The following is a 25,171-nucleotide window of genomic DNA, read 5'->3' as shown; positions in this document are numbered from 1 at the left end:
ATCAAATAAAAAAATAAGGAGTAAAAGATGAAAGAAAAACTAATTAAATTTGAAAATGGCGAAGAGTTAAAAATGAAAGCACCTAATGTGCGTGTTTTAAAAAATGCTACCAATAAAAGTGATAAAGAAATGAATCAAACTATTTATATGATAGCTACGCTTACAAATAAACAAGAAAGCGACATAGAAGAATTAAATCTTAAAGATTTTATGGTTTTGCAAAATGCTCTTAAAGATTTTTTGCGAGAAGCAGGAGTTATAGCCTAGAAGCTGTAGCTCTTATAAGCCATAGTTTAAATTGGGGTTTAAATGAGGTGTTAGATTTAGATTTGGAAGAATTTGAAAAAGCTTTAGAAATAGCAAAAGAGTTGTTAAAAACTAAGAGTTTTTAATTATTTTATTCTTAAAAGAACAAAATTTTAAAGCTACATATAAAACAAAGTCTAAAACTGCAATTAAACACCAAGTTGGTAAAACAATTAAAAGTGCGATAGGTGGTATAATCATCATTAAAATAGCAGTTGTGATAATGCCTATAAAATAAGAAAAGATAAAAATAGCTATTGTATTGAAAAAACCATCATTTGCACTTTGATAACTTATTAAAAAAGCAGGTATAAGTGTTGTTAGCAATAAAGCAATGTGCGAAATTGTATCATCATTAATAAATTTTAAAATTTTCATAGCAAAGATTTTAAAATACAAACACTTAAAAAGGGTTGAATGTGGAAAATGCTGGAAGTATTGGAATTGGTGTTGTTTTAGGTTTAGTGACTAAAAATGCAAGTGCTGTTGGTAAAATAGTTAAAGATTTTAATAATTTAGAAAAAGTAGCAGCAAAAACCAAACTCGGCATTAGTGGCTTACAAAAACAACTAGATACCCTTAAATTAAATAGCAATCTAAGAGAAGAATTAAAAGCTCAAAGAAAAGGATTACAAGATGAAATTTTTACCTTAGGAAATTTAATAAGCAGTGGGATTGTTGGCAAAAGTATAAAAGTTGGAATTGATTTTGAAAGCGCAATGGCTGATGTAAAAAAAGTAACAGAGCTTAGCGAGGGACATAGTTTAAAAGATTTCAAGCAAGATATTATAGATTTAAGCAAAAAGCTGCCAATGAGTGCTGAAGAGATTGCAAAAATAGTAAGCGAAGGAGGAAAGTTAGGTTTAGCTAGTAAAGAAGCTCTTGAGTTTGGAAAAACAGCTACTGCAATGGGAGTTGCTTTCGAGATGGGAGCAGATGAGGCTGGTGAGGCCATAGGTGGTCTTATGGCAAATTTGCAAACTGATGTAAAAGGTATAAAAGATTTAGGTGATAGTATTAATTATTTAGCAGATAAAGGTTCTAGTGATGCTAAGAATATAGTAGATATTATAAGTAGAATTGGTGGAATGGGCAATCTTGTAGGACTTCAAAGAGAAAATATGGCTGCACTTGCGGCCACCCTTGATGAAGTGAAAATTCCTGCTGAAGTTGCAGGAACAGCAATTTCAAGTATGCTTACTAAACTTTCTACAGCAGATGCATTAGGAGAAAAAGCAGAAGAAGCTTTTATGCAATTAGGGCTTAGTGGTGAATTTATGAAAAAAGCTTTAAATGAAAACTCTCAAGAAGCTATCAATCTTTTACTTTCGCGCATAAAAACACTCAACAAAGAATCCCAAATAGGAGTAATAACTAATATTTTTGGTAATGATAGTGGCACAATCAGAGCTATGACTACTTTAGTAAATGGTTATGATCGTTATCAAGAACTCTTAAAAATGGCAAATTCTGAAGAGAAAAAAGGGTCTATGGATAAAGAATTAATCAACAAGTGTGATACAACAGCTGCTGCTTTAAAAATACTTGGCAATAACATTACTGCCATTGCAATTAAATTTTCAGATGCTTTGCTCCCTGTAGTTAAATCAGTAGCTTTAGGCTTTAGCTTTGTTACTAATATCATAGATACCTTACTTTCAAATTTTCCAGTACTTAGTACAATTATAGCTACAGCTACCGTTACTTTTTTACTTGCAAAACCAGCAATATTAGCATATGCATTTGCTAAAAACTATGTTAAAGATTCCACTCTTTTATTTAAGAATGCCTTAATAGCAGCAAGAATCCATCTTTTAGCTTTTGCTAATTCTTGCAATATTTCAAAAATATCACTTATCGGTAAAGCTCTTGCATTAAAACTAGTAAGAATTAGATTAATGGCTAGTGTGATTGCAGCGATTATTTATAAAAAAGCTGTTATAGGATTAAATCTTGTACTAGCAAATCTTTCTAAAGCTTTTATATATGTAGCAAGATGTATTAAAATTTTAACCATAACAATGCTTACTAGTCCACTTGGTATTACATTGGCTGCAATTGGCATTGTTGCAGGAGTTATTATAGCTAACTGGGACAAAGTTAAGATTTGGTTTGTCTCTTTTATAGAATGGTTGAAGCCAATATTTAATCCAATAGTAAATATTTTTAATTCTATTTGGCAAGGTATTGGTGATTTTTTTAGTTCCTTATGGGGTGGTTTGTTTGGATGGTTTGCATCTAAATTCGAGTGGTTAAGTTCTGCTTTTTCTAGTTTTGGTGGTTTCTTTAAAGGAATTTGGCAGGGAATAAGCGACTTCTTTTATGGTATTTTTGGTGGCATGTTTAAGTGGTTTGGAGATAAACTTTCTTGGATTAGTGAAGCAATAGCTTCTGTAGGAAATTTCATAAATGATGTTTTAGGATTTTTTGGTTTAAATGATGATGAAGTTAAAGTAAGTACCAATAAACAAAGTGAAGAAAAGATTATTAATACTTATAGGGATGAATTACCACAAACAAATGAAATTTTAGAAACAAAAAGTATCAAACAAATACCAATTAATTCTACTCCAAGCTTTAATAATGGCAATATCAATGTAACGGTCAATGGTACTTTTAATATAGCCACAAAAGATGGTAATTTTAATATGCAAGAGTTTGCTGCTGCTATACAAAAAAGCATATTTGATGCTTTAAAAAAACAAGAGCAAAATAAAATCAATACTACAATTTATGGGTAATTTATGAGCGATTATATAGAGATTAAAGGACTTGAAAACTTTTTTAAGGCTTGTGATAAATTAATAGATATGGATAAACATGGGCAAAGCATTTTAGCAGGTGCTGGAGAAAGTATGAGAAATGCTATCATAGATTCTTTTAAAAATGATCGTAGTATTTTTGGACAAAAATGGCAAGGTTTAAAACCAGCAACAATAAAACAAAAAATTAAAGAAGGAAAAAATAATGGTATTTTAAAAAGAGATGGTGAGTTAAGCAAAGAAACAAATTGGCAAAGTAAAGTTAGTAAAAATAGTGTAGAAGTTTTTAATAATATACAAAGTAAGAAAGGTTTTAAATATGGACTTACTCATCAATATGGTAGCAAGAAGAAAAATATACCAGCAAGAGCTTTTTTACCAATAGATAATAACAATGTTTTACATAAAAGCGTAAGGGAAACAATTTATGAAGATACTAAAGATTTTATTAAAAAAATTAGCAAAAACTAAAATAGGAAAGCCATAAGCTCTCCTTTCTAAAAACTAGCAAAAACATTATAACCTTCTTTTTAGAAGCTAGCTAATTAAATTTTATTTTAAAAGGAATTTGTTATGAACACTATAAACAAATTTCTAAAAACTAGCACACAAACCAAACCTACACAAACTAAATTAAAAGCTGCATTTGCTTGGGTAGGTGGTAAAAACTATTTAGCTAAAGAAATCATTGCTTTAATGCCAGAGCATAAAACTTATATAGAAGTTTTTGGTGGAGCTTTGAGCGTTTTTTATCAAAAAAGTCCTTCAAAAATAGAAGTTATTAATGATATAAATAACGAGCTTATTAATCTACATCTTTGTATTAGAAATAAACCACAAAGCTTAGCAAATGTGCTTAATTCTATGTTAATAAGTAGAAAGATATTTGCAATGATAAAAAATAAAGAATTAAAGCCAAGGAATGATATAGAAAGAGCTGCTTTTTATTTTTATCTTATTAGTACTTCTTTTGGATCAAACATGGGTCAATTTGCTATGAGCAAACAAAGAGCGCCAAAAAGATTGCTTAGAGATTTTAGCTTACATACGCAAAGGCTTAAACATGCTAGTATTGAGAATAAAAGCTTTGAATATATTTTAAAAGAATATGATTATAATGAAGCTTTGTTTTATTTAGATCCACCTTATGTGGGGACTGAAAATTATTATAAAAACACTAATGGTTTTGGAATAAAAGAGCATAAATTATTAAATGAGTTATTAAAAAACATCAAGGGTAAATTTATGCTTTCTTATAATGATTGTGAGCTTGTAAGAGAACTTTATAAAGATTTTAATTTTAAGGAGTTAAAAGTAAGATATTCTTTAAATAATAATGTTTTAAAAAGAAAAGAGAGCAAGGAGGTTTTAATAATGAACTTTTAAGGAGTTTTACTCCTTAAAATTCACAAAAAGTGCTTTTTAATTCATATCTTTGTTTTTTGCTATTGTATTGAACTACAAATTTCCTACCTATAATATATCTTTCAAATAAAGGCACTTGTATAATGGTTTTTTCTTCATTTATTTCAAGTATTTTTGCAATAGAATAAGAATATATTCCCATATTATAAATAGTCATAAGCTCTAAGATATTATCTCTTGCTAGATAATCTTTTTCTTTTAAAAGTCTTTTATATAAAGTCTTAAATTCATCTTCTAAATCCTGCATAATTTTTTCTTTTAATTCTTCATCAGTATAGTTTTTAATCTCTTTCATTTTTTCTCCTTTTGTTGATTAAATGCACAATAGCTTGGCAAAGCTTATTGTGTGCTGTTAGATCTTAGAAAGCTCTCCAACTACCACACCAATTAGCAAAAAATCTCCATTTTTATAAAATATGTCTTTATATAAAGGGTTTAAAGAGTGTAAAATTACTCCATTATCTTGTTTTAAAACTTGTTTGATAAAAAGTCCATCTTTAGTATTGACCACACAAATGCTTTTGTTTTTAAAAGTTTTATTTCTATCTATTACGCAAATACTTCTATCTTTGATAATTGGCTCCATACTCTCACCATAGCAAGTAATAAACTCACAATCTTTTGTTTTAAAAAAATCTAATATCTTTTGATCTATTAATATGTTTTCAAAGTCTAAAATATCATTAATACCACCTCCGCCTAAGCTAGCATTGGTTTTATATAGTTTTAAAATTTTATATTTGTATTCACATTCTAATTGATCTTTTGGAGAGCTTCCATAAAAGAAGTAATTAATACTGATATTTCTTTTTTCTAAGAAATTTAAAATATGTGCATAAGGAATGGAGTTTCTAAATTTCATAGAATTAAAAGTGTCTGGATGGATACCTAATTCTTTAGCTATATCTTTTGTTTTTAATTCACACTTACCTTCACTTGCAAGTATGTCTTTTAACTTCTCAATTACTTCTTGCATTTGCATGATCAATCCTTTTATTTTAATTTAAAAGAATTTAACAAAAAATTGCAAAAAGCAATGAAAAGATTTTATTTTGAAAGGTTAAAAATAATGTATAATTTTCCAAAAAAAGGATTTTTATGAATGGTAGTGATATTTTCTTTTTTGGCGCAGGTTTTTCAAAATCTTTAATTAGTTCTTATCCAACTCTAGCTGAGTTATCAAATTATTTTTTAGATAATGGTTTTATATATGAAAATGAAAAAATTTATAAAGATAACTTAGAACAACTTTTAACTTATCTTATAACACCTTTGCCTTTTAAAACAAAAGAAGATATCTTAAGAGATGAAGCTTCTTATCTTGAAAAAATAGACAAGATAAATAATTATTTTACGCGGTTACGAGAAGATACAACAATTGATCAAAACAATAAATATGTTTTAATATTATCAAAGTATATTAATAAGAACAGATGTACTTGTATAACATTAAATTATGATTTATTACTTGAAGAAATGCTATTTTTAACACATGAAAAATCATATCAAAATGCCAATTCGTATGATGTTTTTTATAAGATGCCTATTATTAATATTGCAAAAAGAGGGAATCAAGAATATAGTGTAAGCATAGGTAATAAAAATGAAGACTATTTTAAGGAAAAATCAACCGAGCTTCTAAAGCTTCATGGTTCTATTAATTGGTTTTGTGATAATAAAATATCAAATAGTCAAATATATTTTGATGAGCAAATGGTTAGGCATAATTTAAATAAAATGGATAACTCAAGCGGAATGGTAGTTCTTGGTACTGCACTCAAGCCCGATGTAAATTATATTAATCAACTTAAAATAGACTTAAATTCTTTAATTATTCCACCTATACTAGATAAAACAAATAATTACAATCATATTTTATTGCAATCTTTATGGAGAAAAGCTTTTGAGGCTATACAAAATGCTAAAAATATCTATATTTATGGATTTTCATTTCCTATGACTGATTTGTCTGTAGTCTATCTTTTTCAAAGTGCCTTGCATTTAAATAAAAACGATTATAAAATATATATTGTTAATACTGAAAGCAATCTTGAAAACAAAAAGAAAAGATATAGTGAAATTTTTAGTGAAGGTAAGTGTGATTTTAGTTTTTGTTGTGATGATAATTTAGAAAAATTGGCCAAACATTTGAATAAAAAATAGTTGGAAAGTTTAAGTTTTTTATGTAACTATCCTACAAACCTTAAAGTTATAGATAGTTACATACTATTCTTGTGTAAAAAGTGGTTAAACTATGATTATATAGTGTTTCATAAAGATAGTTACATTGAAAATAAAACATAAGCTTATTTTAAGTAAAAATGTAACTATCTTTAGAAAGTAAAACATTTTTTAGGATTTGAAATTTAAAACTAAACTTCGCTTTTATCTGCCTTTTAAACAGTATTTAATCACTTTCTTGGGATAAAACGGACATTTTGGGATATTTGGGATGTTTTATGCTTTTAATTGAGAAAGATAAAAATTTATTTCTATAAGCTTTAAAAGCCTGTTATTTAGCATTTTTGCTAAAATTATTTAGAGATAGTTACATATTCTTTTTAAAATACCCCTTACAAAACTTTCATTTTGAATATTCATTGCATTCAAAAAAGACAAACAAATTAAAAAATTAAAACATATCATCTTCATGTTCAAAACCTAATTCTTTCAAACTTAATACTTTTTTATCAGCTCTTATTAAACTTGGCTTGATGATAAAAACTATTTCACTAATATCTTCTAAATTTTGCTTTCCTTGAAATAAAGCACCAAAAAGTGGTATTTTAGATAAAGCACTTACTTCATTATGGTTACTAATCGTATTTTTACTAATCAATCCACCCAAAATTAAAGTTTGTCCATCATCAACTTCAACTACAGTAGAAAGCTTTTTTTGTATAGTATCTGGTGCTATATTTCTTGGTTTATTTTGTCTATGATTATCAACACTATATTTAAAATCACTCAAACTAGGATTAATCCTAAGCATAATTTTATGATCATCTGAAATTTCTGGCAAAATATTTAGTAAAATTCCTACAAAAATAGAATAATTATTATAAGTTTCACTAATAGTTGTACCATTTTCAGTACCCTTAGAGCTTTCTTTTACTTGATAATTAATCGTATCACCTATGGAAATAATAGCTTGCTGATTATTAAGTGCCATAAGTTTTGGGTTAGAAAGTACAGTAGTTTTACCATTTTCTTGTAATAAATTTAAAATAGCCTTAGTTTCAACATTAGCTTTAAGATTAATATTTTTAACACCGCCTTTATTGATTATAAAATCATTATCATCTCCATTAAGTTTAAAAGCAAGCTCTTGCCAATTAATTCCACTTGAATGACTTTTATTTAAATGTACTGCAACTATACTTACATCAATTAAAACTTGTTTTTTAAGTCTTTTATTTAAATCTTTTAAATATTTTTCAACCCTTGTAAGCTCATACAAAGTAGCATTTAAAGTGATAATCCCTGCATTAGTATTAATAATAGGCTTAGTTGTATTTTCATCTAATAAAGCTTGTATTTCTTCTGAAATTTTTTCCCAAAAATCAAATTTATCCGTGCTAATGACCAAATTATCTGCTTCTTTAGCACTATCATAATCGCCCTGTTTAGGTCTTGAATCCACTGAAGCTTTGGTAATACTTTGCCCTTCTCTAATAGAGCTTATATAATGCACTTTAAAAGTTTTAACTTGTCTTCCATAAATTTTTAAAATATTTTTTTCATACTCATAAGCAAGATTATTTTCCATCAATAAAAGTTTAAAAATTTCTCTTAAAGACATTTTTCTTATGTGCAAATAATTTTGAGTATGATTTAACTTTTCTCTGGCTAATGAATCTTTTATTATAATACTAAAACCACATTCTCTACCAAGTTCATTTAAAATTTCAATCAAAGAAGTTTTATTTTCTACACTTATATCAAAAAAGCGTTGATGACACTGTGAAGCAAAAACGTTTGTAAAAGTTAAGATGCTAATAAATAAAAATATTATTTTTTTCATACAATTTTAAAACCATGATTTTTTCTTCCTTTATCAATACAACTTGAGAATTTTTAATCTCAACAATCTTAAAACCTTCAATATCATCATTTAAAGCATACCATTTATCATTAATCTTAACTTTATTAGAAATGATAGCTTGCAAAGAAAAATCAGATTTTATATTTGTAGTCTTTTGAAAAAAAAGATCTTGAATCAAAGAAAAATCAATATTACTGCAATCTTGATTCAAAAATGGGTACTTAGCACTAAAAGCACTAAGCACCCATAAACTCACAAGTAAAAATCGAAGCAAATTTTAATTTTCATTACTAAAATCAGCACTTGCTAGACGTTTAAGTTGTCTATAACGGCGTTGTGCTTCTGCTTTATTTTTTTCAAATAATTCTTTTGCTTGCTCAGGATTTGATTTTTTCAAAGAATTATAACGCACTTCATTCATTAAAAAGCTTTCATACAAATCCCAATCAGGCTCTTTAGAAGAAATTGTTAAAGGATTTTTACCTTCTGCTTCTAAACGTGGATCGTAAATATAAGTTGGCCAATATCCACATTTTGTGGCAAGTTCTGCTTGATTTCCTGAATTTCCAAGCCCACCTTTAATACCATGAGCTATACAAGGAGAATAAGCAATAATCAAAGAAGGTCCATCATAAGCTTCTGCTGCTATTATTGCTTTTAACAATTGCACATAATTTGCATTAGAATTTACTTGAGCTACAAAAATATAACCATAAGTCATAGCAATTTGACCTAGATCTTTTTTCTGCACTGGCTTACCTGCTGCAGCAAATTGAGCTACTGAACCTGTTCTTGAAGATTTTGAGCTTTGACCTCCAGTATTAGAATACACTTCAGTATCAAGCACTAAAATATTTACATTTTCACCACTTGCTAAAACATGATCAAGCCCACCATAACCTATATCATAAGCCCAACCATCACCACCAAAAATCCAATGTGATTTTTTACTTAAATAGCTTTTCAGTTCTAAAATATCATTTACAGTTTTAATCTGTTTATTTTCTTCTAGCAATGGCACTAACTTATCTCTTAGCTCTAAAGAAGCTTTAGAATCTTCTTTATTTGCAATCCATTCTTTATATAATGCAGAAAGCGCATTAGGAACTTCTTGCATACTTTCATTCATGATTTGCTCAATTTTATGTCTTGTTGTTTCAGTTGCTATTTTCATACCAAGACCAAATTCAGCATTATCTTCAAATAAAGAATTACCCCAAGCTGGTCCATGACCATTTTTATTACTTTTTCTATATGGAGTTGAAGGAGCTGAGCCACCATAAATAGAACTACAACCTGTCGCATTAGCAATAATCATTCTTTCACCAAACAATCTAGTGATTAAAGTGATATAAGGAGTTTCTCCACACCCTGGGCATGCTCCATGGAATTCAAATAAAGGTTGAGCAAATTGAATACCTTTTGCATTTTCTCTATTTAAGATATTATCTTTATAGCTTACTTTTTTGAATAAATAATCTGCATTTTCTTGCTCACCATGATCAAGCTCTTCACCTAGCGGAACCATTACTAAAGATTTTTCTTTAGTTGGACACTCATGCACACAAAGCTCACAACCTGTACAATCAAGTGGCGAAACTTGAATTTTGAAATTTAATTTTTGCTCTTTTACGCCTTTTGCATTTAAACTATGTTCTTTTACACCTACTGGAGCATTGTTTAATTCTTCTTCATCAATCAAGAAAGGTCTAATAACCGCATGCGGACACACTGAAGCACATTGATTACACTGAATACAATTAGTTTCTATCCATCTTGGCACCATAACACCAACACCTCTTTTTTCATACTCAGTAGTACCATGCTCAAAACTACCATCTTCATAACCCAAAAATGCTGAAACTGGTAAATCATCTCCCTTAGCTGCATTCATAGGTTTTGCGATTTTTTCAACAAACTCAGTGCCTTTATAGGCTATAGTTTCTTCTTTAACTTCATCAGCTAAATTTGCCCAAGAAGGATCAATATCAACTTTTACAAGTCCATCTGCACCCACATCAATAGCTTTGTAATTCATCTCAACTATAGCATCACCTTTTTTGCTATATGATTTATAGGCTAACTCTTTCATATATTTTTGCGCATCTTCAAAAGGAATGATATTAGCAAGCTTGAAAAACGCTGATTGCATAATTGTATTTGTTCTACTACCTAGTCCTATTTCTCTAGCAAGTTTTGTAGCATTAATAATATAAAAATTAATTTCTTTTTGTGCTAAAACCCTTTTTACTGCATTTGGAATCTTCTTAATAGTCTCTTGCGCACTCCAAATACTATTTAAAAGAAAAGTTCCGCCTTTTCTAATGCCTGCTAAAACATCATAAATTTCTAAATAAGCAGCCACTGAACACGCTACAAAATGCGGTGTAGAAACTAGATAGGTTGAAGTGATAGGTTTTTTAGAAAATCTTAAATGGCTTCTTGTATAACCACCTGATTTTTTAGAATCATAAGCAAAATAAGCTTGTGCATAAAAGTCTGTTTTATCCCCTATAATTTTAATAGAGTTTTTATTCGCCCCTACAGTACCATCAGCACCAAGTCCATAGAATAGGCACTCTATAGTACTCTCATCACCCAAAGAAATTTTTTCTCCCACAGGCAATGAAGTAAAGGTTACATCATCATTAATTCCTATGGTAAAACCATCTTTTGGATTTGCTTGATTTAGGTTTTCAAAAACCGCTAGAAGTTGAGCAGGATCAACATCTTTTGAAGAAAGTCCATATCTACCACCAACGATTAAAGGTGCTTTTTCTTTTCCATAATATGCACTTTTTAAATCCAAATAAAGTGGCTCGCCTAAACTTCCTGGCTCTTTAGTTCTATCTAAAACAGCTATTTTTTCAACACTTTGAGGCATTACATCAAATAAATATTTTAAACTAAATGGTCTATATAAATGAACTTTTAAAACCCCTACTTTTTCGCCTTTGTTGTTTAGATGATCTACAACCTCTTTTAAAGCTTCAGTCACTGAACCCATTGCTACTACAATGCGCGTTGCGTTTTTATCCCCATAATATACAAAAGGTTTGTATTCTCTTCCTGTAATTTTTGAAATTTCTTGCATATATTCATTAACAATGTCAGGAATAGCTTCATAATATTTATTTGCTAACTCTCTTGTTTGAAAATAAATATCATCATTTTGAGCCGTACCTCTTGTTTTTGGATTTTCTGGATTTAGACAGGAATTTCTAAATTCTAATAAAGCTTCACGGTCAAGCAAACGATCAAAATGCGCATAATCCATTACTTCAATTTTTTGGATTTCATGGCTTGTTCTAAAACCATCAAAAAAATGCATAAAAGGTACTCTACCTTTAATAGCTGCTAAGTGTGCAACACCTGCTAAATCCATACTTTCTTGCACAGAATGTGAGCAAAGCATAGCAAAGCCTGTTTGTCTTGCTGCATAAACATCTTGATGATCGCCAAAGATAGATAGTGCTTGAGAAGCCAAAGCTCTAGCTGCCACATGAATAACCCCAGGTAAAAGCTGACCTGCGATTTTATACATATTTGGTATTTTTAGTAAAAGTCCTTGAGAGGCAGTATAAGTAGTAGTTAAAGCGCCAGCTTGCAAAGAACCATGAACCGTCCCTGCCGCTCCTGCTTCACTTTGCATCTCTACAACTTTAACCGGTACTCCAAAAAGGTTTTTTTTACCTTGAGAAGCCCATATATCAGTATAATCTGCCATTGGTGAACTTGGGGTAATAGGATAAATTCCGGCAACTTCTGTAAATGCATAAGCTGCATAAGCTGCTGCTTCATTACCATCCATTGTTTTCATTATTTTACTCATCTAATTATCCTTATAATTAAAATAATTACTTAAAATCAATAGCTACTTTATCTTGAATTGTCTTAAACAATGATAAAAAATTTTTATTATTTATAAGTATGGAGTTTGAGTGTGAAATTATCGGATATTTTTTATATACTCTATTGCCTCATAAGTATTTTTAAAAAGTGGAATTTTAAATTTAGCTAAACTTTCTTTGCTTTCATAACCACTACTTACTGCTATGGGTTTAATACCCGCATTACAAGCTGCTTGGATATCTAAATGAGTATCTCCAATCATAAATGCATCTTCTTTACCTTTAGATAATTTTTCTAAAGCTAATAAAATAGGCTCAGCATTTGGTTTTGGGTGAGTTACATCATCTCTACCTATAATGACTTTAAAGTATTTTCCTATCCCTAAATGATCTAGCAAAGGTTTGGAAAATTTAGAACTTTTAGTCGTTACAACAGCTAAATCAGCAAACAAACTAGCCTCATATACACTTTCTTTTGCCAAAGAGAGCAAAGAAGTTTGCTCTATATAGATTTTTTGATATACGCTTCTATAAGCATTAATATGCTCACTTGTTTTTTCTTTTGGCACTCCAAGTTTTTCAAAAGCTACATCTAAAGGAAAGCCTATTAAAGCTTTAATGGCCTCATGATCTCTTAAAGGCTCACCAAAAGCTTTAAAAGCAGCATCAAATCCATCTAAAATGGCACTTGTAGAGTCTATCAAAGTACCATCTAAGTCAAACAAAATTGTCTTTTTTAACAAAGTTTATTCTTTAATGAAAAATTTTGCTTCCACGCGTCTATTTTGCGCACGGCCTTCTTTAGTATCATTGCTTACTTTTGGCTTATCAAAACCATAGCCTTTAGTTGCAATTTTTTCTTTAGCTACGCCTGATTTTTCAAGTTCTTTCGCAACTGCCTTTGCACGCTCTAATGATAATTTTTGATTATAAGCTTTAGTTCCTGTACTATCTGCGTGACCTTCTAAAATAGTATAATATTGTGGGTTTTCTTCTAAAACCTTACCTACTTCTTGGATTTTTTGTGCAAACTCAGGGTTTATAGTGATTTGATCAAAACCAAAATGTCCTTCAAGTGCTATTGTCTTTTCACAACCTATATGATCAAGCAAAGCACCTTTTCTTGGTTCTGGACATGATTTATCAATTTGTTTTGTTTGTGGTTTTTCTTCGATTTGTTTAGTTGCAGTTTGAGGAGTTTTTGGAGCTTTATTACCAAAATAAAAACTCAAGCCAACACTAGAAATCAAATTATGTTCACCATTATTGAATTTAATTTGATCTCTTGCTTCAAGTCTTAAAGCCAAATCTTCTCCAAGTGCAAATTTAAAACCTGCACCATATTGAGCAAACATACCACTTTTATTTTCATAAGCTCCATGACTCAAATACTCATAACCTGTTCCCAACAAACCATATAAATATACATGATTAGCCAGATCAATTCCTTTAATAGCATTTACATAAAATCTTGAAACACTAGTATCTGTATGTGTATTATCGTTTGGATTATTATATTTTGCATTGTCATAATACTCTAAGCCAAGTTCAGCCTGATCTAGCCATAAACCATCATAATGATAACCAAATCTCAATCCCACTCCACCATAATTTTTAAGATCTAAATTTCCTTCTGGAGTTGTGTAGTTAAAGGTTGGAGTGATTTCTATTTTGCTAGTATCAAAAGCAAACAAAGCACTAACTAAACTAACCAATCCTATGATTTTTTTCATCGTCTATCCTTAAAAATGAAAATAAATGGGGTATTATATAAAATGAAGATTAAAATAAAATAAGCCCCTTTTGGGTAAGGGGCTTAAATTTACTACAAAAAGGAGGTTTCCCTGATCGGACTTTGAAATTATAAAAGTTTATTATAAATAAAAAATCCTATAATTTTAAACAAAACTAAAATATATGAAAAAATATGTTTTTTTTAAAAAATGAAAGAAAAAAATGGATCCAAAAATGGATCCAAAAAAAAGATTAACGTTTAGAGAATTGTGGGCTTCTTCTTGCTTTTCTGCGACCGTATTTTTTACGCTCAACAGTTCTACTATCTCTAGTAAGAAGTCCTTTTGGTTTTAATAATGCTCTAAAATCTGCATCCATAGCAGCTAAAGCTCTTGAAATACCATGTCTTAAAGCTTCAGCTTGAGCGCTGTATCCACCGCCTAAAGTTGTTGCTTTAATATCCATAGAAGTTTCTTGCTTAGTTACTAATAAAGGCTGAACTACTTTTAATTTTATAGCTTCATGTCCGCCAAGCCAAGTGTTTAAATCCATACCGTTAACGATGATTTTACCACTACCAGCTTTTACCCAAACTTTAGCTACAGCGGTTTTTCTTTTACCTGTTGCGTATGTTGTTGCCATGATTATTTTCCTTTATTAGCAATTTGAGCAGTATGAGGATGTTCGCTACCTGCATAAATTTTTAATTTTTTTAGCATAGCTCTACCTAGGTTTGTTTTAGGTAGCATACCACGAACTGCTAATTTATATAATTTAACTGGATTTTTTTCTAATAAATCACCAAATTTCTCACTTTTTACACTTCCAAAATACCCTGAATGTCTGTGGTATAATTTATCTTCTGCTTTATTTGCACCTGTGAAAACTGCTTTAGAAGCATTGATAATGATTACATAATCTCCACAATCAACATTTGGAGTATAGCAAGGTTTATTTTTACCTCTTAAAATAGTCGCTACTTCTGTTAAAAGACGACCAAAACGCTTTCCTTCAGCGTCTAAAACGATCCATTCGCGTTTTACTTCGTTTGGCTTTGTTATCTTTGTCATCATCTTACCTTTGCCAAAAATTTTTTTAAAAATGAGATTATAATTATTTTAGCTTAATTAATACTTAATTTAAGAATATTTAAAGCTTAAATATTCTTACCACTATATGAAAAATATTGAGTATGAAAAAATACACAACTTAAAAAATAAAACGATATAGATATCTTATATAATGTTAAACCTCTATTACATCCACTTTATCTTTTAGAATATACACCAAAAAAGTCTTAGTGGAAGTCTTGGTTAAGATTTTTTCTATGGCTTCTTTGTAAAGTAAAACTTGCTTTTTATGCTCGTTTAAATTTAAACCTGTTTTATAATCTATAATGATAGCTTCATTATCATCAAATGCAAGCATATCAAGCTGTTTTTGCTCGCCTTTATAAGTGATGATTTGCTCTTTAAGTAACTTTTTACCCACTAAAAGTGCGTTAAAACTCTCATCTTTTAAAAGCATAGTAAGTCTTTTAAAAAGCTCACTAAAAGCTTCATCATCTAAGTAAAAACGATATTTTTTATACACCATTTGCTTACAAAATTCAAAATTATTTTTAGTGTTAAAATCAAAATATTGTAAAAATTCATGCAAAGCCAAGCCAAAATGTATTTGCTCACTTGTAAAATAGTTTTTAACTTTAACTTCTTGCAAATTTACCTTTTGAAATTCTTCAAAGCTTTCTATTTGCTCTAATTTTTCCAAAGGCTCATTTGTTTTTGAAAGTTGTTCTTCTAAAATGCCTATTTGCTTTTCTTCATAATCTTTAAAATATCCTTTAAAACCCTTATAATTTTCATCATTTTTTATAACAAAAAGAGAATTTTTAGCTCTAGTAAGTGCTACATATAAACAATTTATCTCATCTTCTGTTTGGAGTTTTTTTCTTTTGTCTAAAAAGGCATTATAGCTATCATCTTCAAGGTATTCTCTAGCACTATGTCTGTATTTTATTTCCCAGCCCTGCTCTAAATCATACTCAAACATTAAAGTATCAGTGTCTGGAGCTTTTTTACTAAGTCTATCAAGCACGATTAAATTTTCAAATTCAAGCCCCTTAGACTTATGCACGGTCATAATGCTAACTCCATCATTTTGCGCTTGTAAAGAACTTAATTTACAAGGACTAAATAAAAAATCAAAAAAATTATCAAAAGTACTTGCATGCTCTAAATAGGCAATAAGATTAACATCACTTAGATCAAGCTTTAAATAATCAATCAAGTATTTTAAAATTTCACCTACACTGCGGTTTAGATCAAGCTCAAGATAGCTAAGTTCTTTTTTTAAAATATCATTTACAAAATACAAACTAAACTCATCTTTAAGCACACAAGCCTTTGCATACTCAAAAAGCACTCTTACGCTAATACAATCTAACAAAGGAACATTGCTTTGCGTATAAGCTTTAACGCCATTTTCTTCAAGAAATTCTTGAATCAAAGTGGCGTCTTTATTGACCCATACTAAAATGCAAATATCATCAAGCTTAATGCCTTTTTCTAAAAGTCTATGGATGATTTTTAAAGCTTCTTTAGCACTTGCTTCATAAACAGAACTATCTTTACTAGGGATGTGATTTTGCAAAATTTCTACATACCCACCTTCTTTAACGCTTTTTTGCAAAGTAAAGCTAGGATTTAAAAAGCTATCAAAAAATTTATCTTTAAAGGTGTCATTGACATAATCAACAATGATCTTTTTACTACGATAATTAGTATCCAAATGCTCTAGCTTAATTTGTGGAAAGTCTTTTAAAAGCTTATCAAAAAGTTCTTTTTTACCCCCTCTAAAACCATATATACTCTGCTTTTTATCGCCTACATAAAAAAAACTTCTGTTTTTTTTCACACCCTCACCTGAAACAAGCTCAGCGATAATAGGCTTTAAAATTTGATACTGCAAGACATTAGTATCTTGAAATTCATCGATTAATAAATGAGAAATATAACCATCAAGTCTAAAATAAATCAAATCTTTATTAGCCTCATCACTAATTAATTCATAAGTTTTTAAGGCTATATCTGAAAAAGTTAATGCATTTTGCTTGGTATTGTTTTCATTTCTTGCTTCTTTAAAATGCGCCAAAAGCTTTGCAAGCATACTTATGCGGTAATTTTCCATTTGATTAAAATATTCTTTTGCATTTTGTATAAGCTCTGCTCTTTTTTGTGAAAATTCATTATCAATGACTTTAGTAAAATAATTTTTATCTAAATTACTAATAATAGGCTTAGCGAAAAAATCTTCCATTCTTTCAAAATTAAAATTTGAAAGATAATTTTTATTTGTGCTTAAATTTTTTGCATAAGCTATAAACTCATCAATATTTTTTTCTAAAGCAGCCTTACTTGGAAGGTAAGCTTTTGGATTTGGCTTAACATCACAATGCTTTATATATAAATTTTCAAGGTTTTTTAAAAAATCACTTTTACTTTTTGTTTGGATAATGTAATACGCTAGACTTTTTAGCTCTTCTTCGTTTAATTTAGCAATGAAATTTTTATAACTATCTTGACTTTCTATGATCTCAAAATCACTCATAAAACCTAAATTTAAAGCAAAAGAACGAATAATTTGCGAAAAAAAACTATCAAAGGTATAGATATTGAGTTTAGATCTTAAAAATTCGTTTTTACGCTTTTGTCTTAAACCTACAAGCTCTTCTTTGCTTTTGCCTAGCATTCTCATAAGCTCATTGCATTCTGCTTTATTTTCTCCATTTTCAAGCACATCAAATTCTAAAAAGGTTTTAAAAATCCTTTCTTTCATCTCGCTTGTGGTTTTATTGGTAAAAGTAAGAGCTAAAATTTCATTAATCTTAGCTCCCATTAACACCAAGGCTACAAAACGCACGCTTAATGCAAAGGTTTTTCCACTTCCTGCACTAGCTTCTAAGGCCAAAAAAGGCTCAAAATTACAACTCAAAGCTTAAACTCCTTTTTATAAAGCATGGTATAAGGACTATAGGTATTATCATTTCTTTGATTAGTAAATTCTTTTTCTAAAGGCTCTTTTGCAAGCTCATTAAGCATGTCTTTAAGCTCTTGCACCTTTTCACTTTCAGTATTTTCATAAACGATTTTCATATTTTTTAAATCATAAAAACAAGCATTTATATTTTCTAAAGGGTATGCACCCTCTAATAAAAACTTATAAAAAGCAAGCTGGTAAGTTTTTTCATCTATTTTCCCAGTTTTATAATCTATGACTAATTTTTCATTTTCATTTTCATCTAATCTATCTAAACGACCAAAAATAGTAATTTTAACTCCATTTTGAGCGATAAAATCTTTTTTTTGTGAAAATTCACAATCTCTTACCATAAAACCTTGTTTAAAATGCTCATTTTCAAGCACTTGAAATTCTTTAAACATTGCTTGTATTAAAGCTAAATTTAAAGCATCGATTTTGTAATCTTTCAAATTTTTTACAATATCCATAAATTTTTCATAGTCAAAATATTTTGCTTTTTTGTTTTGTTTATAGTATTTTTCTAAAGCTTTATGAATAAAACTTCCTAGCTCATTCGCCCTAAGAGTATCTTCTAATTCTTTTGGTTCTTTTAGTCCTAAGACATATTTATAATAATAATCTAAGCCATAATTTATCAAAAGGTGAAATCTCGTAAAAGTAAGCTCTTTACTAAAATAATCATGCTTAGCCATTATATGTGTAATTGGCTCAAGGTTAAAATCACACTTGTGTGTTTGAAAGTATTTGATATAGGCATTGTCACCGTATGTTTTATCCTCTATGAGTGAAAAATCAAGCTCACTTAAAAATCTTGACTTGATTTTTTCTTCATTCTCTACATAAGAAATTCCTACTAATTTTGCCTTGGCTATTAGGGTGTAATAATAATGTCTTTGTAAATTTTCTCTTTGAGCATGAGTAATAAGTCCTGCTTTTTTTCGAATTTCATTATTTAAAAATAACTCACTTGAAACTCTTTTAGGGATAAACTCATCATTAAAATCAACTATAACCACCCCATCAAAGCTGAGCCCCCTACTTTCTAAAAGACCCATTACAGTAACTTCACCACCGCCAACACTGCTTAGTTTTTTAGTGTCAATTTGCATGAAAAATAACTCTAAAATTTGCTTAAAACTTAAAGTATGTGTTTTTATAAGTTCTTTAATGAATGCAAGCTCTTGATAGATATAATCTTGCAATTCTTGATTGTTAATATCTTCTAGCAAATTATGGATGAAGTTTTCAAAAAAATCAAAAGAGATATTTTCATCAAAAAACTTTTTAAACTCTATAAAATCAACACCAGAAGGATAAAAATGCAAATTACATAAGTGCTTGTTTAGCTTTTGCCTATCAAAAAAATCTTCACTAAGCTCATACTCAAACTCATCATCTTTAGCACTTTCATATAAAGTCTTTAATCTATGATAAAAAAGCGTATGTTTGATACTTTCCCCATTGGCATAGTTTAATACATTGTTTTTATCATAAAGTCTTAAAATATCTACAAAGTTCTCATCAGGAGTAATCACTACAATATCTTTTGCACTAATACCAGCTTTTAAAAAGCTGTTAATTTTTTCAAAAACAAAAGCAGCTTGCAAAGACCGTAAATTAAAACTTTTATAAGTGATTTTATTTTCTTGTACAAAAGGACACTCTTGTAATATTTGTGCTTGGTTTACATCATATAAATACACATGATTTTCCTTAAGAGAAAGCCCTTGTAAAAAGCTAAGAGAACTTAAAAAATCTTTATTAAATTTAGTACAATTAAATTGCACTTTAAGAGGAAGTATTCCCTTAACTTTTAACAAAAGCTCTACTTCAAAAGCATTCAAAAAACCTTGAAAATCAAAAATAATCTCATCATAATTTTTTAAAAAATCATTATTAATTTCATAATCTAATACTAAAGAAATATCATCATATAAATTTTGTTCATGTAATAGGGTAAGATAATTTTTAAAAAGCTCTTCTAAAATTTGTAAATGTTCATCATACTGAGCATAAGCGTCATAATTTTTTAAAGCACTAATATCCTTTTTCTCCAAGCTAAGTTCTTTAAAAAAACTAAATAAATAAGCATTGTTTTTTAAAAATGCAAAAAAATTACTCGGTATTTTCAAACTTTGTTCTAAATTTTTAGTTTGTTCACAAGCCTTTTTCATCAAAAGCAAACACTCATAATGAGTTGCTTGAAAATGTGGAGAAAAAACTAATTTTTGCATAAATTCAGCTATACTCATAGCCGGATCTACTAAAGTGTCTATTTGTAGTTTTTTCTCATAATATTTTCTTAAAGCTCTTAGTGAGCTAAAAACAAAAAGCTTCATTATTTAGTCTGTAAAAAGAATTTAAAAAATCCTACGCTATTTTCATCTTGAGTGATTTTTAAAAGTATTTGCCATGTGCCTTTTTCTTTAATATTAAAATCAAACACCAAATCACTTCCTTCTAATCTTGCTTGTAAATTCTCATCATTTACATTTGTATGTGGACGCGAAAGCAAGGTTTGAATTTGAAGTTTATTTAAGTCATAATCTTTTAAATTTTCAATCGCAATCCTAAGTTCATTTTGCCCTTCATTAATATAATAAACTTGATTTTTCTTATGTATAAAGCTTTCTTTATCTTTAATGCTTAATTTAAAATTTTCATCAAAAGTCTTTTGTCTGTTTTGAATTTCATTATAATTTAACTCAACATTTTGATAAGAATCAAAATAAAAATTATCTTCATACACAGGGGCTTTGCTTGCAATAAAAATCGTTACAATACAAGCTATAACAATAAGCCCTAAAGAAATCAAAATGCCATAAGGCCAAAATGTTTTCTGATTTTGCATTTATCTTCTCCTTTTGATTTTTCTTTGCACTAACATCAAAATCGCAACACATAAAAAGCCATAAATTAAAATTCTCATGATATTTAAAGTATCACGATTTGAATTTCCATAAAAAGGTTTTATATTAAAATGATTTGCCACTTGATCAGCGATATCTGCATAACCATTTAAAATAGCAGCATTGTAAATGTCTTTTTGTTTAGGATTTGCAAGTATAGGCAAAATCGTTCCTTTTTCAGGGTAAGGACTCAAAACACCTTCTTTATCAAAAAAAGCTAAAGCATCATCACTTGCAAGTATATCTACCTTATGTGAAGCTTTAGAAAATACAAGTAAAATATACGGCTTGTTCAAATTAGCTTCATAGCTCTTTAAACTTTCAAAATCTTTTTTATCACTTAATGCCAAAGCGATATTTACTCCGGTTAACTCACGAATTTGCTTAGAGCTTGAAGTAATATTTTGTTCTATTGCAGTATTTAAGATATTGTCATTTAATAGTATTTCAGCATGTAAGAAATTAGCAAAGCAAATAAAAGCGGCGGTTAAAAAACCGCCTTTAAATATATTTTTCATCCTATAAAAAGGTGATTTACAGTTAAAACTGACCAAGCAGTAACTCCTGCTGCTACAACTAAGCCAGCTATGATTAAGTATTCAAGAACTTTTGCCATAATCATTCCTTTATGATGATATGTTCTTCTCTTTTAGAGTCAAACATTTTAATTTGCTCTGCATTTTCTATTTTATAAGGTTTTTGCATAACATCTTGCTGTGTTTTAAGACCCAAAACAGTAAGTCCAGCTAGAATCGATAGCAATAAAACAGTTGCTATTAACATTCCACTAACACCCGAAAGTGAAAATACACATCTATTTGAATTTTCCATTATTCACCCCTTGAAAGAGAAATTGCATATTCGCTAACTGCTTCTTTTTGAAGCTCATTTAATAAACCATTATTAAAATGAGGCATTATACCTATACTACCTGCTTTACCACGATTTAAAACATCTACTACAAACTCAGCACTGCCATATTTTGTCAAATCCGGAGCAACCAATTGCCCATCAATAGTTCCTTTTCCATCTTCACCATGACACACCGTACAAGTTGCAAAAAGTTCTTTTCCTTTTGCTACAAGTTGAGGATTTTCAGTTTTTTTAATTGCTGAAATTTCAGAAGCAACATAGGCAGCAATTGCAGGGATATCAGCCTCATCTATGCCATTATCAGCTGCGCTTAACATTTCACCCATAGGATAATTCATACCCTTAGAACCTTTAGTAATTACCTCTATAAGCCCTTCTTCTGAACCCCAAATGTTAAGATTTTGTGCTTTTCCATTAATACCATCACCTGTAATACCATGACAAGAAGAACATTGAACCAAGAAAATATTCTTACCCATTTCTTGTTTATCTTGTGCACTTAAATTTGCAAATTTTTGTGCAAATTTTTCATTATGTGCTTGTACTTCTTTATTATACTCACCAATTTGAGAATAACTATTTAAAGGATATCCCCAAAGAAAATACCATATACACCATACTATAGCTAAGAAAAACACTACAGCCCAACCAAGTGGTATAGGATTTTTAAACTCACCTATACCATCCCAACTATGCTCGCTTAGTTCACCTTGGCTCTTTTCTTCTTTCATACTTTTAAACAATTTTCCTACCACAACAAGCGTAATTAGTATGATAAGAATTGCTCCGATAAAAGATAATAAATTAACATTATCTTGTAAATTCAACCATTGCATTAAGCACTCCTTTTATTTTGCTCTAAAACACGATCGCTGATTTCATCATGCAATGCCAAATCAGCGTATTTTTCATAGTTTCTTCTACCTGTTTTTTCAGATCTATACAAATGAAACCAATAAGAATATAAAACTACCACTAAAAATACTACAAGAGCAAAAAAACCATAAGCTTGTAGCTCTCTTATTAGTTCTAAATCCATAGTTTTTCCTATTTTAAGCTGTTAAGATACGCAATCAAAGCTACAATCTCTCTAATTTCACCTCTAGCAAACGCATCTTTAACATCTTGATTTTTCATTTGATCTACTATAGCTTGAGCTTCTGCTTTAACTTCTGCTTGAGCCTCTTCCCAAGTACCTAGTTTTGTACCATTTTCAGTATCATAAGGCACATTGAAAACTTTTTTTACAGTTAGTGCTTCTGCATAAGCTGTTTCTATATTTGCATTATTGCTAAACATATGTTTATAAGCTGGCATAATAGAACCAGGGACAACTGAAACTGGATCCCACATGTGATTTTCATGCCAATCTGTTGTTCTAAAATTACCTATACGCAATAAATCAGGCCCTGTTCTTTTTGAACCCCATAAAAATGGTCTATCATAAGCATATTCACCACTAACTGAGTACATACCATAACGATCTGTTTCTGATTTAAAAGGACGAATAAGTTGCGAATGACATGCATTACAACTTTCTTTAATATAAGCATGACGTCCTGCAAGTTGTAAAACTGTATAAGGTTTTTTACCTTCAATTGGTCTTGCATTCTGAGCAAAATCAGGTAAAACTTCTACAATACCTGCATATGCAATCACTATAAATACTGCCACAGCAAAAAAGAATGGATTTTTTTCTAACCAACTAAACATATTTTTCCTCCTTATGCTGCCATAGGTGAAGCACTTTTTGGCTCTTTATCAAGCACTCTACCCACTGAAATTGATTTATAAATATTATAAACAAACATGAAAAATCCTACTAAGTATAACAAGCCACCCACAGCTCTAATCCAATAATAAGGAACAATAGCTTCAACAGTATCAATGAAAGTATAAAGTAAGTTACCATACTCATCAGTAGCTCTCCACATCATACCTTGAGTAATACCTGCTATCCACATAGAACTAAAGTACAATACTATACCTGTAGTTTGAATCCAAAATTGAGCTTCCATTAATGATTTGCTATATAGTTCTCTTTTAAACATTCTAGGCACCATATGATAAAGTGCTGCCATAGTCATAAAGCCAACCCAACCTAAAGTACCATCATGAACATGTCCTGGAATCCAATCTGTAAAGTGTGCTAATGCATTAACTGATTTAATAGAAAGAATAGGACCTTCTAAAGTTGAGAACATATAGAAAGTTGAAGCTAAAATCATAAATTTAATCAACGGACTTTCTCTTAATTGACTCCACTCACCTTTCATAGTAAGTAAGATATTAATTGCTGAACCCCAAGAAGGTAAAATAAGTACAATTGAAAAAACTGAACCCATAGTTTGCATCCAATCAGGCACAGTAGAATAAATCAAGTGGTGTCCACCTGCCCATAGATAAACAAACATTAAGCCCCAAAACGCAAATAAAGATAACTTATATGAGAAAATTGGCTGACCACTTTCTTTTGGTAAGAAATAATAAATTTGAGCAATAATACCAACAGTAAATACAAATGCAACAGCATTGTGTCCATACCACCATTGGACTAACGCATCATTAGTTCCTGCATACATAGAAACACTATGCCACCAATCGCCCATTCCACTTACAAAATAAGTTGGTACAGCCATATTATTAAATAGATAAAGCATTGCTATACCTAGGAAAGTAGCTATATAATACCAAAGTGAAACATATAAAGTTTTTTCACGGCGAATTCCAATAAGTCCAAAAATACTTACACCCCATAAAACCCAAACTAAAACTACCAATATATCAAGTGGCCATTCAAGCTCTGCGTATTCTTTTGAAGTACTAATACCTGCAAACAAGGTAATAACAGCTATAATCATAGTGATCATATAAAGCCAAAAATGTAGTTTGCCAACAAACATTAAAAAGCTTGATTCTGCCATACTAACTTTTAGTACACGCTGACCAATATAATACCAAGTAGCCCAAATTCCTGAGAGCATAAAACCAAAAATTACACCTGAAGTGTGCAATGGTCTAAGTCTTGAAAAAGTGCCATACTCACCAGCTAAATAGTTTAAATCCGGATAAGCCATTTGAAAGGCAATAAGCGTTCCAATAGCCATACCAATAACACCAAACAATAAGGTAGCAAACATAAAATATTTAGCAACCGTATAGTCATAGTTTAATGCATTTCCTGGGTGCATTTCCTCTCCTTAAGTTTTTTTCTGCAATATGCAA

Annotated in this window: 25 protein-coding genes; 5 read left to right on the top strand and 20 right to left on the bottom strand. The window is 29.7% G+C overall.

Features of this window, described 5'->3' with window-relative positions:
- The first annotated feature begins 27 nt into the window (after positions 1 to 27).
- Positions 28 to 267, top strand: coding sequence for a phage tail assembly protein (locus CAMP5121_RS03215; protein ID WP_337214773.1), 240 nt, complete (start codon positions 28 to 30; stop codon positions 265 to 267).
- Between the two features lie 111 nt (positions 268 to 378).
- Here the strand turns inward: CAMP5121_RS03215 and CAMP5121_RS03210 are convergent, their stop codons facing one another.
- Entirely contained in the window at positions 379 to 684 is a 306-nt protein-coding gene (locus CAMP5121_RS03210) for a hypothetical protein (RefSeq protein ID WP_214126356.1), read from the bottom strand.
- Positions 685 to 725: 41 nt separating this feature from the next.
- Here CAMP5121_RS03210 and CAMP5121_RS03205 point away from each other — a divergent pair, with 41 nt between their 5' ends.
- The 3 genes from CAMP5121_RS03205 to CAMP5121_RS03195 all read left to right on the top strand — a co-directional run bounded on the left by CAMP5121_RS03205 (position 726) and on the right by CAMP5121_RS03195 (position 4,454).
- A complete protein-coding gene (locus CAMP5121_RS03205) occupies positions 726 to 3,047 on the top strand; it encodes a phage tail tape measure protein (protein WP_337214772.1) in 2,322 nt (773 codons plus the stop codon).
- Positions 3,048 to 3,050: 3 nt separating this feature from the next.
- Positions 3,051 to 3,539, top strand: coding sequence for a phage virion morphogenesis protein (locus CAMP5121_RS03200; RefSeq protein ID WP_264290540.1), 489 nt, complete (start codon positions 3,051 to 3,053; stop codon positions 3,537 to 3,539).
- Between the two features lie 102 nt (positions 3,540 to 3,641).
- Positions 3,642 to 4,454: a DNA adenine methylase gene (locus CAMP5121_RS03195; protein WP_257395621.1), complete on the top strand. Its 813-nt coding sequence runs from the start codon at positions 3,642 to 3,644 to the stop codon at positions 4,452 to 4,454.
- A 13-nt stretch (positions 4,455 to 4,467) separates the two neighbouring features.
- Here the strand turns inward: CAMP5121_RS03195 and CAMP5121_RS03190 are convergent, their stop codons facing one another.
- Together CAMP5121_RS03190 and CAMP5121_RS03185 are read right to left on the bottom strand one after the other, a co-directional pair.
- On the bottom strand, positions 4,468 to 4,788 hold the full coding sequence (locus CAMP5121_RS03190) for a hypothetical protein (protein WP_264290539.1): 321 nt from the start codon (positions 4,786 to 4,788) through the stop codon (positions 4,468 to 4,470).
- A gap of 57 nt (positions 4,789 to 4,845) precedes the next feature.
- Entirely contained in the window at positions 4,846 to 5,475 is a 630-nt protein-coding gene (locus tag CAMP5121_RS03185; RefSeq protein ID WP_263659918.1) for a S24 family peptidase, read from the bottom strand.
- Between the two features lie 116 nt (positions 5,476 to 5,591).
- Between CAMP5121_RS03185 and CAMP5121_RS03180 the strand changes: the two genes are divergently transcribed.
- The gene (locus CAMP5121_RS03180) at positions 5,592 to 6,656 is read left to right on the top strand and encodes an SIR2 family protein (RefSeq protein WP_264290538.1); all 1,065 of its coding nucleotides are present in this window, start codon (positions 5,592 to 5,594) and stop codon (positions 6,654 to 6,656) included.
- Positions 6,657 to 7,125: 469 nt separating this feature from the next.
- Here the strand turns inward: CAMP5121_RS03180 and mshL are convergent, their stop codons facing one another.
- From mshL to ccoN, 17 genes are all read right to left on the bottom strand, one after another.
- Positions 7,126 to 8,517, bottom strand: coding sequence for a pilus (MSHA type) biogenesis protein MshL (gene mshL / locus CAMP5121_RS03175; protein WP_263702492.1), 1,392 nt, complete (start codon positions 8,515 to 8,517; stop codon positions 7,126 to 7,128).
- A complete protein-coding gene (locus CAMP5121_RS03170; RefSeq protein ID WP_337214771.1) occupies positions 8,489 to 8,749 on the bottom strand; it encodes a hypothetical protein in 261 nt (86 codons plus the stop codon). Before CAMP5121_RS03170 ends, mshL begins: the two co-directional genes overlap by 29 nt.
- A gap of 66 nt (positions 8,750 to 8,815) precedes the next feature.
- Positions 8,816 to 12,370, bottom strand: a complete 3,555-nt coding sequence (gene nifJ / locus CAMP5121_RS03165) for a pyruvate:ferredoxin (flavodoxin) oxidoreductase (RefSeq protein WP_337214770.1) — start codon at positions 12,368 to 12,370, stop codon at positions 8,816 to 8,818.
- Positions 12,371 to 12,487: 117 nt separating this feature from the next.
- On the bottom strand, positions 12,488 to 13,132 hold the full coding sequence (locus CAMP5121_RS03160; protein ID WP_337214769.1) for an HAD family hydrolase: 645 nt from the start codon (positions 13,130 to 13,132) through the stop codon (positions 12,488 to 12,490).
- A gap of 3 nt (positions 13,133 to 13,135) precedes the next feature.
- On the bottom strand, positions 13,136 to 14,122 hold the full coding sequence (locus CAMP5121_RS03155; protein WP_337214768.1) for an OmpA family protein: 987 nt from the start codon (positions 14,120 to 14,122) through the stop codon (positions 13,136 to 13,138).
- A 253-nt stretch (positions 14,123 to 14,375) separates the two neighbouring features.
- Positions 14,376 to 14,765 carry a 30S ribosomal protein S9 gene (gene rpsI, locus CAMP5121_RS03150; protein WP_039617655.1) on the bottom strand — a complete coding sequence of 130 codons (390 nt, stop codon included), beginning with the start codon at positions 14,763 to 14,765 and terminating at the stop codon, positions 14,376 to 14,378.
- A 2-nt stretch (positions 14,766 to 14,767) separates the two neighbouring features.
- On the bottom strand, positions 14,768 to 15,193 hold the full coding sequence (rplM, locus tag CAMP5121_RS03145; protein WP_039617653.1) for a 50S ribosomal protein L13: 426 nt from the start codon (positions 15,191 to 15,193) through the stop codon (positions 14,768 to 14,770).
- A 175-nt stretch (positions 15,194 to 15,368) separates the two neighbouring features.
- Positions 15,369 to 18,116: a RecB-like helicase gene (locus CAMP5121_RS03140; RefSeq protein ID WP_337214767.1), complete on the bottom strand. Its 2,748-nt coding sequence runs from the start codon at positions 18,114 to 18,116 to the stop codon at positions 15,369 to 15,371.
- The gene (locus tag CAMP5121_RS03135) at positions 18,113 to 20,503 is read right to left on the bottom strand and encodes a PD-(D/E)XK nuclease family protein (RefSeq protein WP_337214766.1); all 2,391 of its coding nucleotides are present in this window, start codon (positions 20,501 to 20,503) and stop codon (positions 18,113 to 18,115) included. The genes CAMP5121_RS03140 and CAMP5121_RS03135 overlap by 4 nt, the downstream gene beginning before the upstream one ends.
- Complete coding sequence (locus tag CAMP5121_RS03130; RefSeq protein WP_337214765.1) at positions 20,503 to 21,015, bottom strand: FixH family protein; 513 nt, start codon at positions 21,013 to 21,015, stop codon at positions 20,503 to 20,505. Before CAMP5121_RS03130 ends, CAMP5121_RS03135 begins: the two co-directional genes overlap by 1 nt.
- Positions 21,016 to 21,591 (bottom strand): hypothetical protein, encoded by a 576-nt coding sequence (locus CAMP5121_RS03125; protein WP_337214764.1) that lies wholly within the window; start codon positions 21,589 to 21,591, stop codon positions 21,016 to 21,018.
- Positions 21,588 to 21,689, bottom strand: a complete 102-nt coding sequence (locus tag CAMP5121_RS03120) for a hypothetical protein (RefSeq protein ID WP_149062088.1) — start codon at positions 21,687 to 21,689, stop codon at positions 21,588 to 21,590. Before CAMP5121_RS03120 ends, CAMP5121_RS03125 begins: the two co-directional genes overlap by 4 nt.
- A 2-nt stretch (positions 21,690 to 21,691) precedes the next feature.
- Entirely contained in the window at positions 21,692 to 21,904 is a 213-nt protein-coding gene (locus CAMP5121_RS03115) for a DUF4006 family protein (protein ID WP_263663812.1), read from the bottom strand.
- Complete coding sequence (gene ccoP / locus CAMP5121_RS03110) at positions 21,904 to 22,782, bottom strand: cytochrome-c oxidase, cbb3-type subunit III (protein ID WP_263663811.1); 879 nt, start codon at positions 22,780 to 22,782, stop codon at positions 21,904 to 21,906. The genes CAMP5121_RS03115 and ccoP overlap by 1 nt, the downstream gene beginning before the upstream one ends.
- On the bottom strand, positions 22,782 to 22,985 hold the full coding sequence (locus CAMP5121_RS03105) for a cytochrome c oxidase, cbb3-type, CcoQ subunit (RefSeq protein WP_039617636.1): 204 nt from the start codon (positions 22,983 to 22,985) through the stop codon (positions 22,782 to 22,784). The genes ccoP and CAMP5121_RS03105 overlap by 1 nt, the downstream gene beginning before the upstream one ends.
- 8 nt (positions 22,986 to 22,993) lie before the next feature.
- Complete coding sequence (gene ccoO / locus CAMP5121_RS03100; protein WP_149062087.1) at positions 22,994 to 23,659, bottom strand: cytochrome-c oxidase, cbb3-type subunit II; 666 nt, start codon at positions 23,657 to 23,659, stop codon at positions 22,994 to 22,996.
- 11 nt (positions 23,660 to 23,670) lie between these two features.
- Complete coding sequence (gene ccoN / locus CAMP5121_RS03095; RefSeq protein ID WP_263663810.1) at positions 23,671 to 25,137, bottom strand: cytochrome-c oxidase, cbb3-type subunit I; 1,467 nt, start codon at positions 25,135 to 25,137, stop codon at positions 23,671 to 23,673.
- Positions 25,138 to 25,171 lie beyond the last annotated feature (34 nt).

Source organism: Campylobacter sp. 2352 PW (genome assembly GCF_024723575.1).
Taxonomy (GTDB): domain Bacteria; phylum Campylobacterota; class Campylobacteria; order Campylobacterales; family Campylobacteraceae; genus Campylobacter_D.
Note: the sequence above shows the minus strand (reverse complement) of the source record. Positions and strands in the feature narration are given on the sequence as shown.

What these genes read in the sequence shown, in the direction of transcription:
- ccoP (WP_263663811.1), bottom strand. Translation starts at nt 22,782, where the DNA reads ATGCAATGGTTGAATTTACAAGATAATGTTAATTTATTATCTTTTATC.
- CAMP5121_RS03115 (WP_263663812.1), bottom strand. Translation starts at nt 21,904, where the DNA reads ATGGAAAATTCAAATAGATGTGTATTTTCACTTTCGGGTGTTAGTGGA.
- CAMP5121_RS03215 (WP_337214773.1), top strand. Translation starts at nt 28, where the DNA reads ATGAAAGAAAAACTAATTAAATTTGAAAATGGCGAAGAGTTAAAAATG.
- mshL (WP_263702492.1), bottom strand. Translation starts at nt 8,517, where the DNA reads ATGAAAAAAATAATATTTTTATTTATTAGCATCTTAACTTTTACAAAC.
- ccoN (WP_263663810.1), bottom strand. Translation starts at nt 25,137, where the DNA reads ATGCACCCAGGAAATGCATTAAACTATGACTATACGGTTGCTAAATAT.
- CAMP5121_RS03135 (WP_337214766.1), bottom strand. Translation starts at nt 20,503, where the DNA reads ATGAAGCTTTTTGTTTTTAGCTCACTAAGAGCTTTAAGAAAATATTAT.
- CAMP5121_RS03125 (WP_337214764.1), bottom strand. Translation starts at nt 21,591, where the DNA reads ATGAAAAATATATTTAAAGGCGGTTTTTTAACCGCCGCTTTTATTTGC.
- CAMP5121_RS03105 (WP_039617636.1), bottom strand. Translation starts at nt 22,985, where the DNA reads ATGGATTTAGAACTAATAAGAGAGCTACAAGCTTATGGTTTTTTTGCT.
- rplM (WP_039617653.1), bottom strand. Translation starts at nt 15,193, where the DNA reads ATGACAAAGATAACAAAGCCAAACGAAGTAAAACGCGAATGGATCGTT.
- CAMP5121_RS03120 (WP_149062088.1), bottom strand. Translation starts at nt 21,689, where the DNA reads ATGGCAAAAGTTCTTGAATACTTAATCATAGCTGGCTTAGTTGTAGCA.
- nifJ (WP_337214770.1), bottom strand. Translation starts at nt 12,370, where the DNA reads ATGAGTAAAATAATGAAAACAATGGATGGTAATGAAGCAGCAGCTTAT.
- CAMP5121_RS03190 (WP_264290539.1), bottom strand. Translation starts at nt 4,788, where the DNA reads ATGAAAGAGATTAAAAACTATACTGATGAAGAATTAAAAGAAAAAATT.
- rpsI (WP_039617655.1), bottom strand. Translation starts at nt 14,765, where the DNA reads ATGGCAACAACATACGCAACAGGTAAAAGAAAAACCGCTGTAGCTAAA.
- CAMP5121_RS03180 (WP_264290538.1), top strand. Translation starts at nt 5,592, where the DNA reads ATGAATGGTAGTGATATTTTCTTTTTTGGCGCAGGTTTTTCAAAATCT.
- CAMP5121_RS03185 (WP_263659918.1), bottom strand. Translation starts at nt 5,475, where the DNA reads ATGCAAATGCAAGAAGTAATTGAGAAGTTAAAAGACATACTTGCAAGT.
- CAMP5121_RS03195 (WP_257395621.1), top strand. Translation starts at nt 3,642, where the DNA reads ATGAACACTATAAACAAATTTCTAAAAACTAGCACACAAACCAAACCT.
- CAMP5121_RS03130 (WP_337214765.1), bottom strand. Translation starts at nt 21,015, where the DNA reads ATGCAAAATCAGAAAACATTTTGGCCTTATGGCATTTTGATTTCTTTA.
- CAMP5121_RS03210 (WP_214126356.1), bottom strand. Translation starts at nt 684, where the DNA reads ATGAAAATTTTAAAATTTATTAATGATGATACAATTTCGCACATTGCT.
- ccoO (WP_149062087.1), bottom strand. Translation starts at nt 23,659, where the DNA reads ATGTTTAGTTGGTTAGAAAAAAATCCATTCTTTTTTGCTGTGGCAGTA.
- CAMP5121_RS03155 (WP_337214768.1), bottom strand. Translation starts at nt 14,122, where the DNA reads ATGAAAAAAATCATAGGATTGGTTAGTTTAGTTAGTGCTTTGTTTGCT.
- CAMP5121_RS03200 (WP_264290540.1), top strand. Translation starts at nt 3,051, where the DNA reads ATGAGCGATTATATAGAGATTAAAGGACTTGAAAACTTTTTTAAGGCT.